Consider the following 16,607-nt stretch of genomic DNA (forward strand, 5'->3'; position numbering starts at 1 on the left):
ATCAATGCGTGGGGAAACATGGCAGGCAGGATCCTTATCGCTGACGATGTCGTTACCAACCGCATCGTGTTGAAGGTTAAATTGGCCGCTGCCCAATATCGGGTGGCGCAATGTGACACCGCGCGCGAGGCCCGCGCGATTGCGCGCGCCGATGAAACCGATCTTATCATTCTGGCCCCCACCCTGCCCGATATGGAGGGGGCGGCGCTGTGCCGGATTCTGAAATCCGATCCGGCGACTGCCGCGCTGCCGCTGTTGATGCTGCTTGAGCGGGATGATGACGCGCGCCGCATGGCCGCACTTTCGGCCGGCGCGGACGAAGTGATGTCGATTCCGTTCAGTGAAATTCGCCTGCTGGCGCGGGTGCGCAGCCTGATGCGCGCCCATGATACCGACCGCGAATTGCAGCGCCGCGAGGCGACCGCCCGCGAAATGGGCTTTGCCGAACCTGCGCCGACATTGATGCGTCCGGGCACCGTTGCCCTGATTGGCGCGGTGCCGGAACAGGCGATGGCGTGGCGCACTGCATTGCGTGGCAAAACCCCCCATACCATCACATTGATGAGCCGCAGCAAAGCGATGCAATTGACCAAGGCGGCGCCCTGCCCCGATGTGTTTGTCATTGCCGCCAACATGAACGGGCGCGAAGACGGTGTGCGCCTTCTGTCAGAGCTGCGCAGCCGCAGCGCCACGCGCCATTCCGCCACGGTCATGATTCACCCGCCCAACACCGATGAAAGTCAGGCGAACGCGCTGGATATCGGGGCGAACGCGCTGTTGGAAGACGGGTTCAATCCGGCGGAACTGGCCCTGCGCATTGATCGCCAGATCCTGCGCAAACGTGCCACGGATCTGTTACGCAATTCTGTCGATGCGGGGTTGCGCATGGCCACGGTTGACCCGCTGACCGGGCTGTTCAATCGCCGCTATGGCGATCACCATCTGGTGGCCCTGGCCGACCGCGCCACCCATCGCCAGCGCAGTTATGCCGTGTTGATGGTGGATATTGACCGGTTCAAATCGGTCAATGACAATTACGGCCATGCGATTGGTGATCTGGTTCTGAAATCCGTGGCGCGGGTGTTGCAGGACAATCTGCGCGCCATTGATCTGATCGCGCGCTATGGGGGCGAAGAATTCATCGTCGCCCTGCCCGATGCCACCCTGCCCGCCGCGCGTCTGGCCGCCGAACGGCTGCGCCAACGGGTTGCCGAAATGGTGGTGACATTGCCAGACGGATCAGGGCTGAGCGTGACAATAAGCGTCGGACTGGCCATGGGTGGCCCCGGCAGCGGCCCCGCCCACGATGTATTGGGCCGCGCCGATACGGCGTTGTTTCAGGCCAAAAATCAGGGGCGCAATTGTATCGCTGTGGCGCAATCCACAGCGGTTGACGGTCCTCAATCCCGGGCGGGTTTGCGTGGCCCCCTGCGCAGCGACCGATCCAGCCGATTGGCATAATTGGTCCGCTCGGCCACCGACATCTCTTGCAAGCGCGCAATCAATAACTCTTCGCCCAACTGCTGTCGTTCTGACAGGATCGCGCGCTGTTGCGCCAACAGGCCGCGTAACATATCGGCGTCAAACGGATCGGTGCGCAACACCTCCAGCGCCGCTTCGAACCGGGCGCGCAACGCCTCGCGGTTGTTGCTCAATCGCTCTTGCCGGGGTTTCAGCGTCTGGGCCAAGGCCGAACGGTCTTCGGGTGTCAGCGCCATCACATACGGCACGTTGCCGATATCACGCAGGGCGCGGTAATCACTGCTGCGCTTTGTATCATCGCGCCCATGGGTCACCATCCCGCCCACAACAACCCCCGCCACCAACAGGTTCAGCGCCAGTGAGGCAATCAACAGGACTCGCATCTTTTTCGTCATCCTCTACCCCTCAGCTGCCAAGATATCGAAACCGGGCATCAGATCGACCAGGTCAAATTCCGTGGCTGTTTCACTGTCATCAATCAATGTAAAATCATTCAGACCGACAGGTTGCGCAACGCCGATCCAGACACCGGCCACCGCCGCCGTGGCCAACCCCGCAACCGAAGGCCAACCGCCCAGCATCGTGCCCAATTCGCGCCACCAGCCGGATTTCGCCACCGTTTTGTGGCGCGCCTGATCGACGGTTTCAGCATCCGCAAGGATCCGCGCGAACAGATCATCGGGCAGATCGGGGGGGGCCTGTCGCGCTTGGGCAAACAGGGTCTCCAATGGGTCGGTGGGTCGGTCAGTCATATCCCAGCTCCTCGCGCTGCGGGGCCAGAATGGCCGTCAGCGCCCGTTTGCCCCGGGCGGTCAAACTTTCAACCGCCTCGGTGCTGATGTCCATCACTTGCGCGATATCGGGGTTTGCCATGCCCTCGATGTGGCGCAAAATCACGGCTTGTCGTTGTCGGTCAGACAATTGATCAAGCGCGGTTTCCAACGCCAGATGCCGCTGTGCCGTTTCAAGACGGGCCAGGACCGTGGGCGCATCGTCTTCGGGCTCGTCGGCATCGTCCAACGGCGTGGCACGCCCGGATTTGCGCAACCGATCCAGACACAGGTTCGACGTGACGCGAAACAGCCATGTCGACACCCGCGCCGCGCCCTGTTCCCACGAAGGCGCCATTTTCCACAGCCGCAACATTGCCTCTTGGGTCACGTCCTCGGCTTCGGCGCGGTCCCCCTTTAGCATGCGGGTGGCAAACCCCAGAACCCGGGGGGCCAAACGCGCCGTCAGCACCCGCGCGGCCTCCGTATCGCCACGCCCATAGGCCACCAGAAGGGCGGCATCGGGGCAGGTATCGAGTGGGGCACGGGGCATTTGCATTGTCGGCAACGGCTATCCTGATCGGATCGGACGGGCAACAGATGGGCCGGGGAATGACGCCCCGGCCCAACAGATCAGTTGCCGCGACGCGTGTCGCCACCCATGCGTTTTTGTGCGCCGGTGTCGCAATCGCCGCCCATGCGGTGCTGACCGCCTTTGCGGTTCTGGTTGTCCATGCCGTGTTGGCCACCTTTGCCACAGGCATTGTTCATCCGGTGTTCGCCGCCCTTGTGGCTGCCACCCCGCATCCGGTGCTTGCCGCCATTTCCACGGTTGCCCATGGCGCTGATCGCTGCGGTGTATTCCGCCTCGGACACAGCACCGTCGCCATCGGTATCGGCCCGGTTCAACATCCGTTCGGCCATGTCACCGCCACCGCGGCGGCCATTGGATCGGGCCTGCATTTCTTCCTGGCTCAACTCGCCATCGCCGTTGGCATCCAGCCGGTTCAGCATCCGGGTTGCGCCACGTTCGGCACGTTCGCTTGCGCGGGCCATGGCCTGGGCGCGCAATTCTTCTGCGGACAGGGTGCCGTTTGCGTCGGTATCGGCAGCCGCAAATTGCGCAGCGCCGTAGGCGGTGATGTCGGCACGGTTGATCTGACCGTTGCCATCAACATCAAGTTCCTGGAATGTTGGCAGCGTGGGGCGTTCGCCCTGCCCCTGAGCGTGGGCCAAAGTTGGCGCCACAACCGAAGTGGCAAGGATCAAAGCGGCAACTGTTGCGGTCAATTTCGACTTGGCGGTCATTTTGGTATCCTCAAGATGATCAGGGCAGATGTCTTTATCTGCGCTTCATGATCAGTAAACGGCCGGTGTCTGGTATTCCGTCGCGAAAAATGCAAAAACTTTGCGACATCCCGCCGCAAGGACAATCCGCCCGTTTTCGCCCGGCTTTTTCCGGGCTATATAACCAAAATTCCAGCCATGCACCGAAAGATACCGTGATGTACGATCAGGCCCCCCCTGCGCCGCCGCTTGCCGATGCGCAAAACCCAGACGAACGGATGTTGCGCCCCGCCCTGTGGCGCGGCTGGCGGCGCCGCTGCCCGCAATGCGGGGCCGGCCCGATGCTGAAGGGATATCTGAAGATGCGCGATCATTGCCCGGTGTGTTCCGAACCGTTTCACCATCACCGCGCCGATGATGGCCCGGCCTATCTGGCGATTCTGGTGGTTGGCCATATCATGGCGCCCATGCTGCATATTGCCTTTACGGTCTGGCGGCCCGATCCGATGATTCTGGCCACTTCGTTTTCCATAGGGTGTATCGCTTTGTCGCTGTATCTATTACCCAGGTTGAAGGGCGCCTTGGTGGCGTTTCAATGGGCGCGCCGGATGCACGGGTTTTAAGCGCGGTGTAAGAACGGGCAAACACATGAATAAATCGACCATCCGCGATGCCGCCACGCTTATTCTGGTGCGTGACGCACAGGGGGCGATGCCCAAAATCCTGATGGGTCAGCGCGGCACCAAAGCCGCGTTCATGCCCAATAAATTTGTATTTCCCGGCGGCGCAGTGGACACCACGGATCATAAAATCCCGATGGCCCGGCCGCTGAACGGATTGTGCCGCGCCCGCCTGACCCAAGGCGCCGGGCGCGCCGACCCGACCGCGATCGTCGCCGCCGCCATTCGCGAATTATGGGAGGAAACCGGCCTGATTCTGGGTCAGCCGCACCGCTGGCCCGGCACGCCGCCCCCGACATGGCAAGGGTTTGCCGCCACCGGCCATCTGCCAGCACCTGCCGGGCTGCGGTTTGTGTTTCGCGCCATTACGCCGCCGGGCGCGACGCGCCGGTTTGATGCACGGTTCTTCTTGACCGATGCCAATCATGTGGCCGGAGATCTGGATGATTTCTCGAACGCATCTGACGAACTGTCGCATCTGCGCTGGGTGCCCCTGTCCGAGGCGCGCGCGCTGGATCTGCCCTTTATAACCGAGGTTGTTCTGGCCGAAGTTGCGGCCCGTCTTCCCGATCTTTCGGCGCCGCCCACTGTGCCGTTCTTTCAGAACGATGATGAACAATCGCTGTTTTTGCGGCTGGGCGGTTCGGCCCTATAGCGCCAAAATCAGCACCAGAATCGAACAGGTCAACAGGGCCATGCCCCCCGCCTCGCGCAGCGATACCTTTTCACGAAAGACCAGAACCGACGCGGCGACCGAGAACAACAGCTCGACCTGGCCCAGCGCGTTGACGTAGGCCGCGTTTTGCAGCGTGAAGGCAGTGAACCAGCAGAACGATCCGATCATTGATGTCAGCCCGACCAGACCGGCAATGCGCCACGCACCAAAAACCGCGCCAATCTGGCCCGGTTCGCGCGCACCCAACCAGGCCGTCATCACCGCCGTTTGCACCGCTGTGACAATCGCCAGGGTATATCCCGCCCGCAAAATCACATCGCCGCTGTCCAGCGCCAAAGACGCGCCGCGATACCCCACTGCCGAAAACGCGAAAAACACGCCTGACAACAGGCCCAGCCCCGCCGCCCGGTTGAACACCCGCTTGCGCCACGCGCCGTGGCCTCCGGGTGGGTCAGACAACAGCAAGACACCGCAAAACCCGATGCCGATGGCAATCGCGCCAATGGCCGACACCCGTTCCCCCAGAACCACCGCCGAAACGATGGCGGTCTGCACGACCTCGGTTTTCTTGAACGTAATACCGACCGCAAAATTGCGGTGCGAAAATATTGCCACGACGCACATGGTGGCCAGAATCTGCGCCCCGCCCCCCACCATGGCAAAGGCCCAGAACCGCCCGTTTGTACCCGGCAACGCCTGGCCGCTGACTGCGCTATAGCTCAGGATCAGGGCCGCAACCAAAGGCGCGGAATACACGAACCGCGCAAAGGTTGCGCCGCCCGTGGACAAGCCCACGGTCTTTAACTGTTTTTGCGCCATAAATCGCAATGTCTGGGCAAAGGCGGCGCCCAGTGTGATCAGCATCCAAGGTTCCATGCCCCCTTCTGCCACGCCGCCTGTCAACAGCGCCAGACGTAAAGCAGATGAATCGACACAGAAAATTCGCCCCCGGCGTTTTGGTTATTTCGCTCAGGGCGATTGCATCCGGTGAGTTGCCCGGCCCATCACCAAACGGGGCCGTTCAGGCCTCCCCAATTGCCCGGCCAATTCCGCCCGGGCGTTTCAAGCCCGCATGGGCCGCCGCAATCCGCGACAGCGCGGCGGCAACCGTGTCTGAGGGCGCAGTGGTGCGCCGGGTGGCAAGCGAGACGTGCAAGAGAAAATGTTCGCCCGTGGCGATCAATCGCGTGCCGATCCACATTTGGTGAAACAAATGCAATTTCGCGCCTTCCCCTCGCAAGCACAGGGTTTCAACGCGAATATGGTCACCTGCCTTGGCCTCATCCAGGTGGCGAATATGGGTTTCGGCGGTGAAATAACTGTGGCCTTGGGCGATATAATCGCCATCGCAACCGATAATTTCCAAAAACCGGTCGGTTGCCGCACCAAACGCTTGCAGATATCGCGCCTCGTTCATGTGGCCGTTCTGATCAAGCCACTCTGGCGGCACATCCTGCGCCAGGGTTTTGATCGGCCCGGTCAATGGGGCACCATCCTCAGGTGCGCCAGATCATAGCCGTTGAAATCGAGAATTTCACGGGCGGCGGCCAACCTGTCGGGCGGGATCACCGGATCACGGTTCAAAATCCAACCCGCCCGCCCCGATGGCACGCCCACAACCGCCGTGCGATACCCTTCATCGACCCACAACACCCAGTAGGGCGAAGATAGAAACGGCACGCTGTCAAATTTCACTTCAAGCCGCCCCGGCCCAACCAGCCTGGCCGCGCCTTCGATCCGTTTGATCGGGCCATCCAATGTGCCTTCCCGGCAGGTATTCACGACCGAAAGTGTTCCATCGGCGCGCAAATCATACTGCGCCGTGGTGCCGACACAGCCACGCTGAAACGGCACCGGGTATCGCGCCACCTCGTACCATGTACCGGCATAACGCGCCGGGTCAAACAGCGCGTTTGACGACATTTGCACAGACGTGTCCCGATAGCCGGAAAACAGCGCGCCGGGCGGCGGTGCCTTGGTGCTGCATCCGATCAGAAAAAGCGCCAGGATCAATCCACGCATATGGTGGCCGCCTGTCCTGAATTGGTTAAGATATTGTTGCACCCAAACAAGGGCGTGACCGGCGCACAGGATTGCGAGCGCGCCAGACACAGGCCCGCGCAATCGCTTTTGGCCTGGCAGGATTTGCCGCCATCGGGCGTGTCGGTGTAACAGACAAACCGCCCGCCCAATCCGCCGGTGCCCCAGCGCCCGCCGCGCGCGGTGCAGGCTGCCTGCTCCTGAGCCATCAGATTGGGGTTGTACCCGGCAAATCCCGTATCTGACGTTTCCGGCTCAGGCTGGCAGGCCGTCAGGCCCAACAGGGCGATCATGGCCAATCGTATCATACCGCCCCCTTGCCACCTTGCCGGCGAACCCGTTCGCGCACCGCATCGGCCATTTCCGCGCCCAGCCTGGCGTGGGCCTCAACGTTGAAATGTACGCCATCCAGAGGATCAACCGCAATATGCGCCCCCGCATCCACAAACCCAAATCCAAGGCGCGCCGCCTCTTGCATCATATCCACAAACATTCCCGCGCCGCGCGCCTCGGCCCCTTCGAAAACGCCGGCCAAGCAGCCCAATTCACGCACCACTGGCGGGCAGACCATGATCACATCCCGCGCCACGCCGCTGGCACGCACGGTTTCTGCCAATCGCCCCACCGACAGGGCAATGTCGATCGCGGGCACATTGAACCGCATCTTCAAATCGTTGGTTCCCAGAAAAATGATCACCATATCCAACGGCCCGTGACTGTGAAGCACGGCGGGCAACACCGTCATCCCGTTGCGATACGCGCCCTCGACCGGGTCATCATGCACCGTTGTGCGCCCCGGCAGGCCCTCGACAATCACCTCCCACTGCGCCCCAAGTGCGGCCGCCATCACATTGGGCCAGCGTTGCTCTTTGGGCAGGCGCGCCGCAAGCCCCCGTTCGGCCATCGGCGGTGTTCCATAGCTGTTGCTGTCACCATAAACCAAAAGTGAAGGCATCAGGCGCCCGCCAGCGCAGAGTCATAAAACTGCTTTTGCGAGCGAACCGCCCCGGAAAGACCAAAGGCTGCAAACACCGTTCGGTTGGCTTTAATCGGCATCGCTGTCCCCCTCGTGCGCTTTTATCCTAGGAAATGCGATTTAAACCAGCCGTGCAAGGCTAAGAAGATTTCAATGCCTCCGGCGGGGATATTTTCAGCAAGAAAAAGGCAAGTCGCTCTAAGTTTTTTCTTGCTGAAAATATCCCCGCCGGAGGCAAAACTTAATAGGGCATCGGGTGCGCTTTATGCGCTGCGGCAATATCATCAAGCACATCTTGGCCCAAACTTAGCCCAACGCCATCAAGCGCCGTATCAAGTTGTTCAATCGAAGTGGCACCAAAAATCGGAATTGTTGTTACCGGACGCGAACGTGTCCAAGCCAGGGCGAGATGGACCGGATGCAGCCCGTGTTTTTGTGCAATCGCCAGATAGGCCGCGACGGCCGGGAATACCCGGTCGGTGACCCGCCCGCCCAAGCCGGGCGTTACATCCAGGCGCGATCCGGCGGGAATATTGTTATTTTGATATTTTCCGGTCAATAATCCAACGGCAAGCGGCGAATATGCAAGTAAAGTGATATTTTCATGCACGCTCATCTCGGCCATATCACCATCGTAAAGACGGCAAAGCAGGGAATATTCGTTCTGCATTGTGGTGATGCGCGGCCCACCCGTGGCAGCGGCGGCAGCGTTCCATTGCATCGTCCCCCAAGCGGTTTCATTTGACAGACCGAAGGCGCGAATTTTGCCTTCCTTCTTCAGCGCCGCAAGGGTTTCCATGACGTCGGCGAAATGATCCAGCTCTTTCTGGGTGCTCTGGGTCGACGGATCATACTCCCAAATCTTGCGAAAATGGTATGATCCACGGTTGGGGCCGTGCAATTGGTACAGATCAATGTACTCTGTCTGCAAACGTTTCAGCGATCCTTCCAAGGCCTGGCGCAGGGTTGCGCCGCTGACCGGGATATCCTCGCGCACGAAATTCGCGTTTATACCCGCGCATTTGGTGGCCAGCACCACATCCTTGCGACGGCCGGTTTTCGCGAACCAATTGCCCAGGATCGTTTCGGTCACGCCGATGGTTTCCTTTTTAATCGGGTTCACCGGGTACAATTCGGCGGTATCGATAAAATCGATTCCCCGGTCCAGGGCGCGGTCGATCTGGGCGTGGCCTTCGGGTTCGGAATTTTGCGACCCCCAGGTCATCGAGCCCAGACAAAACTCTGACACCGCAATATCGGTGGCGCCCAACTTCAGTTTCTGCATCGCGATTCTCCTTTTATGCGTCAGAGGGATAGCGGCCCGCGTGCGATTGGCAATGCCACCTGTGCCCTTTCCGGCTATACAAGGGTGCGCGAAGCGCGTATGCCGCCTGCTTATCCCAATAAAAACGAGACGTTTCCGTGATCCAGACCCTTGCCGATGCCCTTGCCCAGCGTGGCTATGACACCCTGACCCAGGTGCAACAGGCCGTCACCGACCCCGCGTTGGACGCCGCCGATCTGTTGGTATCGGCACAGACCGGTTCCGGCAAAACCGTGGGGTTCGGCCTGGCCATCGCGCCAACGCTGCTGGATGAGTCGGGCCGCTTTGGCCCTGCGGGCACGCCTTTGGCCCTGTGCATTGCGCCAACACGCGAATTGGCGTTGCAGGTGAAACGCGAATTGCAGTGGCTTTATGGCAATACCGGCGCGGTTGTTGCGTCCTGTGTGGGCGGTATGGACATGCGCGATGAACGCCGCGCACTGGATCGCGGCGCGCATATCGTTGTGGCCACGCCCGGGCGCTTGCGCGATCATATCATGCGCAATTCGCTAAAAATGGATACCATCCGCGCGGTTGTGTTGGACGAAGCCGATGAAATGCTGGATCTGGGATTTCGCGAAGATCTGGAATATATCCTGGGCGAAGCGCCCGCCGAACGCCGCACCCTGATGTTCAGTGCGACAGTGCCGCGCGCCATCGCGCAACTTGCACAAAACTATCAAAAAGACGCCGTTCGTGTCACCACAACCGCCGAAAAACAGCAACATTCCGACATTGAGTATCGCGCGCTGAACGTCGCACAGCAGGATGCCGAAAATGCGATCATCAACGTGTTGCGCTATTACGAGGCACCCAATGCCTTGGTATTTTGCAACACCCGCGCCATGGTTGCCCGGCTGACCACCCGGTTTTCCAACCGCGGATTTTCGGTTGTCGCGCTGTCGGGCGAGCTGTCGCAAAACGAACGCACCCACGCATTGCAGGCCATGCGCGATGGCCGCGCGCGGGTCTGTGTGGCCACCGATGTGGCGGCGCGGGGCATTGATTTGCCCAATCTCGAACTGGTGATTCACGCCGATTTGCCCTCGAACTCGGAAACGTTGCTGCACCGCTCGGGCCGCACCGGGCGCGCCGGGCGCAAAGGTGTCAGCGCGCTGATCGTGCCGACCAAACTGCGCAAAAAGGCCGAGCGTTTGTTGCAAGGCGCCAAAGTACGGCCCACCTGGGCCTCGCCGCCCACTGCCGATGAGGTGCGCGAACGCGATGAGGCGCGGCTGCTTGACGATCCGTTGTGGGATGAAGACGTGACCGAGGATGAGGCCGCCTTTGCCGCCCGCCTGCTGGACATGCACGCGCCTGAAAAAATCGCCGCCGCCTATTTGCGCCTGTTTGCCGCCCGGGCGTCGGCCCCCGAGGATTTGTCTGATCCCGGCACCCCGCCGCCACCGCGCGCGCCGTTTGGCCCGTCGGTTTGGTTTTCGCTTTCGGTGGGCCGGACACAAAACGCCGAGCCACGGTGGTTGTTGCCGATGCTGTGCAAATCCGGCGGCATCTCGCGCGATGATATTGGTGCGATCCGTATTCAACCCAATGAAACCTTTGTCGAAATGCTGGCCAGTTCCGAGGCGGGATTTTTGAAAAACATCGGCCCGAACATGATGTTGGAAGGCGGCACTGCCGTCAAACGGCTGGCCACAGCGCCCGATCTTGCCCGTGGGCCGCGCCCGCCCCGCGATGATGCGCCCCGCCTCCCGCGCAGCGACGTACCCCGCCCGGCGCGCCACGACAAACCACAGCGCGATACCGCCCCGCGCCCGCCGAAATCCGGCTGGCAACCTGATACGCCCGACGCCCCCGCGCCGCGCCCGAAAGAAAAGTATCGCGCGCCCGAAGCGCCCGCCGCCACACCAAAGCCGAAACCGGCTGCCAAAGCCGCGCGGCCATGGGAAAAGGCAAAGCGCAGCGATGAGCCGGGCAAAGCCGCCCGCCCTTGGGAAAAGCCCAAACGCGACGGCGCACCGGCCAAGGGAAAACCGCCGTTCAAGGGCAAACCGCGCGCCGATGGCCCTGCGGCGAAAAGCGATGCCAGCGATCCATCAAAACGGTTCACCCCGCCGGGTGGCAAACCCGGCGGCAAGCCATTCAAACCGCGCGGGCCAAAGGGCAAACCGGTCGCCCGTGGCCCCAACGCGGCACCGCGACGCAAACCCTGAAACCGACGCGACCCGGCGCAATCACTATAGACCGGGCGCGCGACGACGCCTAAGGCTGTGGGATAACAAGAGTGTCCCATGCGCCTTCTGATATCCTTTGCCGCCCTTTTTCTGTCGATCATCCTGTTGCAACTGGGTGCGGGCGGCACTGTTCCCCTGGATGCGATTTCCGGACTTGAGCTTGGGTTTACCCGGGCGCAGGTCGGGCTGTTGGGGTCGGCGCATTTCTTTGGCTTTTTTGTGGGCTGTTGGTGGGCGCCGCGCCTGATGGGCAATGTGGGGCATTCGCGGGCCTTTGCCGCGTTCACCGCCATGGGCACCATCGGAATCATGGCACATATGCTGGTGATTGATCCCTGGGCCTGGGCCGGGATGCGGGTGATGTCGGGGTTGTGCATTGCCGGATGTTACACGGTTGTCGAAAGCTGGCTTCAGGCGGATGTGACCAACGAAACCCGGGGCCGTACCATCGGCACCTATCGCACCGTCGATATGGGCGCGTCTTTGGTGGCACAACTATTCATCGGCGTGTTGGAGCCTGCCAGTTACGTCAGTTACAACCTCTTGGCGCTGCTGTGTTGTGCGGCACTGCTGCCTTTGACCCTGACCAAAACGCAACAACCCAAGATAACCACAGCGCCACGCCTGCGGCCCATGTTGGCCTGGGCGCGCTCACCGCTGGCGGCGGCTGGGGTGGTGGTTGCCGGACTTGGCACGGCGGCGTTTCGCATGGTTGGGCCGGTTTATGGCGTTGAGGTCGGGTTGAACACCGATCAGATCGCGCTGTTCATGGCGGCGTTTGTTGCGGGCGGCGCGCTGTCGCAATTTCCTGCCGGTTGGGTGGCCGATAAATTTGATCGGCGCTGGGTGTTGATCGGATTTTCGGCTGCCGGAATTGCCGCTTGTGGTGCCACTGTCGTGCTGTCCACCCATGGCACCGGCGCAGTGATGTTGGGGGCTGTGTTGTTTGGCATGGCCGTCTTTCCGATCTATGCCATATCCGCGGCCCATGCCCATGATTTTGCGGCCAATGATGAACGTGTCGAATTGTCGGCGGCGTTGATGTTCTTATATGCGGTTGGCGCGATTGCATCACCTGTTGTCGTTTCAGAACTGATCGAAAGGTATGGCCCCCCGGCAATGTTTGCCTTTGTCAGCTTTTCCTATGTATTTCTGATTCTCTTCGGTTTGGCCCGCATGTTTCAGCGCAAAACACAGATCCGCACACCGTTTATCGACGCACCCCGCAGCACATTTACAATCGGCCGCCTGATGCGTGGTATGCGAGACCGCTAGCAACCGCGCGCTGCCTGCGCTAAACGCGAGGCAAGATCAGCAAAAGGCAGCGCAATGGCACGTATTCTCATCACTTCGGCGATCCCCTATATCAACGGGATCAAGCATTTGGGCAACCTGGTGGGCAGCCAACTGCCCGCTGATTTATACGCCCGTTATATGCGCCAGCGCGGCCACGAGGTGATGTTCTTATGCGCCACCGATGAACACGGCACGCCCGCCGAACTGGCCGCCGCCAAGGCGGGCAAACCGGTGGATGAATTTTGCGCCGAAATGCATGCGGTTCAGGCGGAAATCGCCGCCGGTTTCCGCCTGTCGTTTGATAAATTCGGGCGGTCCTCTAGCCCGCAAAACCACCGTTTGACCCAACATTTTGCGGCAATGTTGGATAAGGCCGGGTTGATTGAGGAAGTCAGCGAGAAACAGGTGTATTCCAACACCGATGGCCGGTTTCTGCCCGACCGTTATATTGAGGGCACATGCCCCAATTGCGGCTATGACAAGGCGCGCGGCGATCAATGTGAAAACTGTACCAAACAGTTGGACCCGACCGATTTGATCGAGCCGCGCAGCGCGATTTCCGGCAGCACCGATCTGGAAGTGCGCGAAACCAAACATCTGTATCTGCGCCAAAGCCAAATGCGCCCCCGTCTGACAGAATGGATCGACAGCAAAACCGATTGGCCCATTTTGACCACATCCATCGCTAAGAAATGGTTAAACGATGGCGAGGGCTTGCAAGACCGGGGCATCACCCGCGATCTGGATTGGGGTGTGCCGGTGCAAAGGGGCGATGCCCCCTGGCCCGGCATGGAAGGCAAGGTGTTTTACGTCTGGTTTGATGCGCCCATCGAATATATCGCCTGCGCGGCCGAATGGGCCGAAGAACATGCACTGGACGATGCCGCCTGGGAGCGGTGGTGGCGCACGGACCGGGGCGCCGATGATGTGCGCTATGTGCAATTCATGGGCAAGGACAACGTGCCTTTTCACACCCTGTCATTCCCGACCACGATCATGGGGGCCAATTCCATCGACGGTCAGGATTGGAAACTGGTCGATTATATCAAGGCATTCAATTACCTGAACTATGAGGGCGGGCAATTTTCCACCAGCCAGGGGCGCGGGATTTTCATGGATCAGGCGCTGTCGATCCTGCCCGCCGATTACTGGCGCTGGTGGCTTTTGTCCCATGCGCCGGAAACATCAGATACCGAATTCACCTGGGAGAATTTTCAGGCCAGCATCAACAAGGATCTGGCCGATGTTCTGGGCAATTTCGTCTCGCGCGTGACCAAATTCTGCCGCTCGAAATTCTCGGAGGCGGTGCCGGCGGGTGGGACATATACCGAGGTTGAACATCAACTGATTGCCGATCTGACCACCCGCATTCGCGCCTATGAAGGGTTCATGGAGGCAATCGAGGTGCGCAAGGCCGCCGCCGAATTGCGCATCATCTGGACACTGGGCAACGAATATCTGCAGTCGACCGCGCCCTGGACCGTGTTCAAAACCGACCCAGATCGCGCGGCTTGTATCATCCGCCTGTCGCTGAATCTGATCCGGATCTATGCGATCCTGTCGCGCCCGTTCATCCCCGATGCCAGTGCGGAATTACTGTCGGCGATGCACAGCGATGACGACACATGGCCCGATGATGTGACCGCCGCGTTGCAACATTTGCCCGTCGGCCACGGCTTTACCGTGCCCGAGGTGACATTTGCGAAAATCACCGATGAACAGCGCGTTGAATGGCAAACCCGGTTCGCCGGAATACGAAACTGATCCGTGCCCCCGCCCGTTACGTCGGGCGGGGGTTACACCGCGCGGGACCGTCGCGCAAACCGGATGATCAACAGCAATCCGGCAAAGACCAGACCAGACGCCAGACCCAGCCAGATACCAACGCCACCCCAGCCCAGAACAAAGCCGAAAACATACGACATCGGCGCGCCGATGATCCAATAACTTACCATGGCAATGACCATCGGGCCTTTGGTGTCGGACATGCCGCGCAACAGACCCAGCGCCATCACCTGTGCCGCGTCGCCCAATTGGAACACCGCCGCAGCCGCCAGAAACACAGCGCCAATCACCAGAACTTCGCCCCGTGCCGGATCGGACGGGTCAAGAAACGCGCCGATCAACAGTTCGGGAACCCCCAAAAACAATCCGACGCTGATCAGAACCACAATCATCGACAGGCCCATCGCCACCCAGGCCCCCCGGCGCAAACCGGGTCCATCACCGCGCCCGATGGCCTGACCGGCCCGCACGGTCGCGGCGTTTGACAGGCCCACATGCACCATGAACATCACCGCCGTGATCTGCAGCGCGATCCCGTGTGCGGCCAGTGGAATCGCCCCCAACCACCCCATCATCACCGACGACGCGGCAAACAATGCAACCTCGGCCAGATTGGTCAGCCCGATTGGCCAGCCAAGGCGAAACACCTGGCCCATCGCCTCCCAATCGGGACGCCAGAACCGTTGAAACAGCGTGTGTTCCGGGGTGGCCCAGATGGCATAGCCGATCAGCCCCACCAACGACACCACATGCACCACAAGCGATGCAATGGCCGCCCCCCGGATTCCCAATTCGGGCGCGCCCCAATTGCCAAAGATCAGGGCGTAATTCACCAATATGTTCGCACCAACCGCGGCAAGGGTCACCCACATGACAACCCGCGTGCGCTCCAGCGCGGACAGGTAACTTTTCAGCACCATCACCCCAAGCGCCGGGATAAGCCCCCACGCGGCGATCAAAAGGTATTGCGCCGCCAAAACCACGACTTTGGCATCCTGCCCCATGGCAGCCAGCCACCATTCCGAAACCAAAAGGATCGGCACCGCCACGGCGGCAAATATCAACGACACCCAAATTCCCATGCGGGTGACCCGGCGCACCTGGGCGCTGTGGCCTTCGGCCTCGGCCTGGGCGACCATGGGCATGACCGCAAAGGCAAAGCCCGACCCAAACAGAAACAACACGAACCACATCGATCCGGCCAGAACCTGTGCGGCAAGCGCGGTCACATCATACCAACCCAGCATGATTGCATCGGTCACCGATATGGCAAACTGCGCCACATGGCTGGCCACAAGGGGCAAGCCAAGCGTAAGAATGCGCCGCGCATGGGCGCCATGTGAAAGCGTTTCAGACATCACCAAGCGGTATCCGAGCGCGCGCAACCGGGCAAGCCATTTCAGCCCGCTAAGGACAGGTCAGGCGCAACGTCGTGGCGAAAATTTCACCAACTTCGGGATAGTTATCTTCGTCATATCCGGCATCGGGCTTTGCCATCAGCGATTCGACCGTGTTTTGGGCTGCGTCGGTATCGGGTGGCACAACGGCGACGGTGCACGCGGCGCCACCTTCGATTCGGGGTTTCAGGCTCAGATCGAAGGCGGCGTAATAGGTCGGGTCAAAGGTGCGCAGGAATACCGGCACCTCACCGATATCCAGTGGCGTTTCCAACAAACGCAGATGGGTGGAAATGATCCGCCCCGCCTCCATTGTGACCCGGGGTTGAAACGGCTCGGACAGATCCAGCAACCGATCACCCAGATACAGGGTAGTGGTGCCGGTGAACCCTTCTTCGGGGCGCTGGTCAAATCCGGCCAGCGCGGCACCCTCCTGTTCGGTCAGGCGCATGTCGCCATCTTGATCGAAACCGTTTTCCTCAACCAGAACAAGGGAATAGAATTCATCATAGACCCAAATCACCCGCACACCAGCCAGTTGGCCATCGGCGTTAAAGACCGGATTAAGACCTGTATCCAAAAACAGATGCGGATGGGCCAGCGCAGGAAACGCCAGCACAACCGATATGAAAGAGGCCAGACCAAAGGTTTTCATACGGCACAGTCATGCACGCACGGTTTAAACCGCGCAAGGGCCGA

The 16,607-nt window shown here is 60.6% G+C and carries 18 protein-coding genes; 6 read left to right on the forward strand and 12 right to left on the reverse strand.

From position 1 onward, the window contains the following. Window positions 1-18 precede the first annotated feature (18 nt). Entirely contained in the window at window positions 19-1,461 is a 1,443-nt protein-coding gene (locus tag C8265_RS03730; protein ID WP_108482648.1) for a diguanylate cyclase, read from the forward strand. Here the strand turns inward: C8265_RS03730 and C8265_RS03735 are convergent. The 4 genes from C8265_RS03735 to C8265_RS03750 all read right to left on the reverse strand — a co-directional run bounded on the left by C8265_RS03735 (window position 1,401) and on the right by C8265_RS03750 (window position 3,560). Continuing rightward, window positions 1,401-1,877: a periplasmic heavy metal sensor gene (locus C8265_RS03735; RefSeq protein ID WP_108482649.1), complete on the reverse strand. Its 477-nt coding sequence runs from the start codon at window positions 1,875-1,877 to the stop codon at window positions 1,401-1,403. The genes C8265_RS03730 and C8265_RS03735 overlap by 61 nt on opposite strands. A 3-nt stretch (window positions 1,878-1,880) precedes the next feature. Beyond that, a complete protein-coding gene (locus C8265_RS03740) occupies window positions 1,881-2,234 on the reverse strand; it encodes a hypothetical protein (RefSeq protein WP_108482650.1) in 354 nt (117 codons plus the stop codon). Then, window positions 2,227-2,811 carry an RNA polymerase sigma factor gene (locus tag C8265_RS03745; protein ID WP_108482651.1) on the reverse strand — a complete coding sequence of 195 codons (585 nt, stop codon included), beginning with the start codon at window positions 2,809-2,811 and terminating at the stop codon, window positions 2,227-2,229. Before C8265_RS03745 ends, C8265_RS03740 begins: the two co-directional genes overlap by 8 nt. Window positions 2,812-2,885: 74 nt before the next feature. Then, a complete protein-coding gene (locus C8265_RS03750; RefSeq protein WP_108482652.1) occupies window positions 2,886-3,560 on the reverse strand; it encodes an EF-hand domain-containing protein in 675 nt (224 codons plus the stop codon). Window positions 3,561-3,757: 197 nt separating this feature from the next. Here C8265_RS03750 and C8265_RS03755 point away from each other — a divergent pair, with 197 nt between their 5' ends. Further along, entirely contained in the window at window positions 3,758-4,162 is a 405-nt protein-coding gene (locus C8265_RS03755; RefSeq protein WP_108482964.1) for a DUF983 domain-containing protein, read from the forward strand. Between the two features lie 25 nt (window positions 4,163-4,187). Further along, entirely contained in the window at window positions 4,188-4,874 is a 687-nt protein-coding gene (locus C8265_RS03760; protein WP_108482653.1) for an NUDIX hydrolase, read from the forward strand. On the opposite strand, the gene C8265_RS03765 is transcribed toward C8265_RS03760, so the two are convergent. From C8265_RS03765 to C8265_RS03790, 6 genes are all read right to left on the reverse strand, one after another. After that, window positions 4,869-5,771, reverse strand: a complete 903-nt coding sequence (locus tag C8265_RS03765; protein ID WP_108482654.1) for a DMT family transporter — start codon at window positions 5,769-5,771, stop codon at window positions 4,869-4,871. The genes C8265_RS03760 and C8265_RS03765 overlap by 6 nt on opposite strands. A gap of 145 nt (window positions 5,772-5,916) precedes the next feature. Further along, a complete protein-coding gene (locus tag C8265_RS03770; RefSeq protein WP_338065765.1) occupies window positions 5,917-6,378 on the reverse strand; it encodes a thioesterase family protein in 462 nt (153 codons plus the stop codon). Further along, window positions 6,375-6,917, reverse strand: coding sequence for a lipocalin family protein (locus tag C8265_RS03775; RefSeq protein WP_108482655.1), 543 nt, complete (start codon window positions 6,915-6,917; stop codon window positions 6,375-6,377). Before C8265_RS03775 ends, C8265_RS03770 begins: the two co-directional genes overlap by 4 nt. Then, window positions 6,905-7,243: a hypothetical protein gene (locus C8265_RS03780; protein ID WP_108482656.1), complete on the reverse strand. Its 339-nt coding sequence runs from the start codon at window positions 7,241-7,243 to the stop codon at window positions 6,905-6,907. Before C8265_RS03780 ends, C8265_RS03775 begins: the two co-directional genes overlap by 13 nt. Further along, the gene (locus C8265_RS03785; protein WP_108482657.1) at window positions 7,240-7,890 is read right to left on the reverse strand and encodes an SGNH/GDSL hydrolase family protein; all 651 of its coding nucleotides are present in this window, start codon (window positions 7,888-7,890) and stop codon (window positions 7,240-7,242) included. Before C8265_RS03785 ends, C8265_RS03780 begins: the two co-directional genes overlap by 4 nt. 262 nt (window positions 7,891-8,152) lie before the next feature. After that, entirely contained in the window at window positions 8,153-9,196 is a 1,044-nt protein-coding gene (locus C8265_RS03790; RefSeq protein WP_108482658.1) for an aldo/keto reductase, read from the reverse strand. 137 nt (window positions 9,197-9,333) lie between these two features. On the opposite strand from C8265_RS03790, the gene C8265_RS03795 reads away from it, so the two are divergent. The 3 genes from C8265_RS03795 (at window position 9,334) to metG (ending at window position 14,490) form a co-directional block, all read left to right on the forward strand. Next, window positions 9,334-11,409, forward strand: a complete 2,076-nt coding sequence (locus C8265_RS03795) for a DEAD/DEAH box helicase (protein WP_108482659.1) — start codon at window positions 9,334-9,336, stop codon at window positions 11,407-11,409. Between the two features lie 78 nt (window positions 11,410-11,487). Next, entirely contained in the window at window positions 11,488-12,705 is a 1,218-nt protein-coding gene (locus C8265_RS03800) for an MFS transporter (RefSeq protein WP_108482660.1), read from the forward strand. A gap of 54 nt (window positions 12,706-12,759) precedes the next feature. Continuing rightward, window positions 12,760-14,490 carry a methionine--tRNA ligase gene (gene metG / locus C8265_RS03805; RefSeq protein WP_108482661.1) on the forward strand — a complete coding sequence of 577 codons (1,731 nt, stop codon included), beginning with the start codon at window positions 12,760-12,762 and terminating at the stop codon, window positions 14,488-14,490. 32 nt (window positions 14,491-14,522) lie between these two features. Here metG and C8265_RS03810 read toward each other — a convergent pair whose 3' ends face one another. Both C8265_RS03810 and C8265_RS03815 read right to left on the reverse strand, forming a co-directional pair. Continuing rightward, window positions 14,523-15,869 carry an MATE family efflux transporter gene (locus tag C8265_RS03810; protein WP_108482966.1) on the reverse strand — a complete coding sequence of 449 codons (1,347 nt, stop codon included), beginning with the start codon at window positions 15,867-15,869 and terminating at the stop codon, window positions 14,523-14,525. Window positions 15,870-15,918: 49 nt separating this feature from the next. Next, complete coding sequence (locus C8265_RS03815) at window positions 15,919-16,563, reverse strand: DUF1007 family protein (RefSeq protein WP_108482662.1); 645 nt, start codon at window positions 16,561-16,563, stop codon at window positions 15,919-15,921. Window positions 16,564-16,607: the final 44 nt, after the last annotated feature.

This window comes from Oceaniglobus ichthyenteri (assembly GCF_003057885.1).
Classification (GTDB): Bacteria; Pseudomonadota; Alphaproteobacteria; order Rhodobacterales; family Rhodobacteraceae; genus Oceaniglobus; species Oceaniglobus ichthyenteri.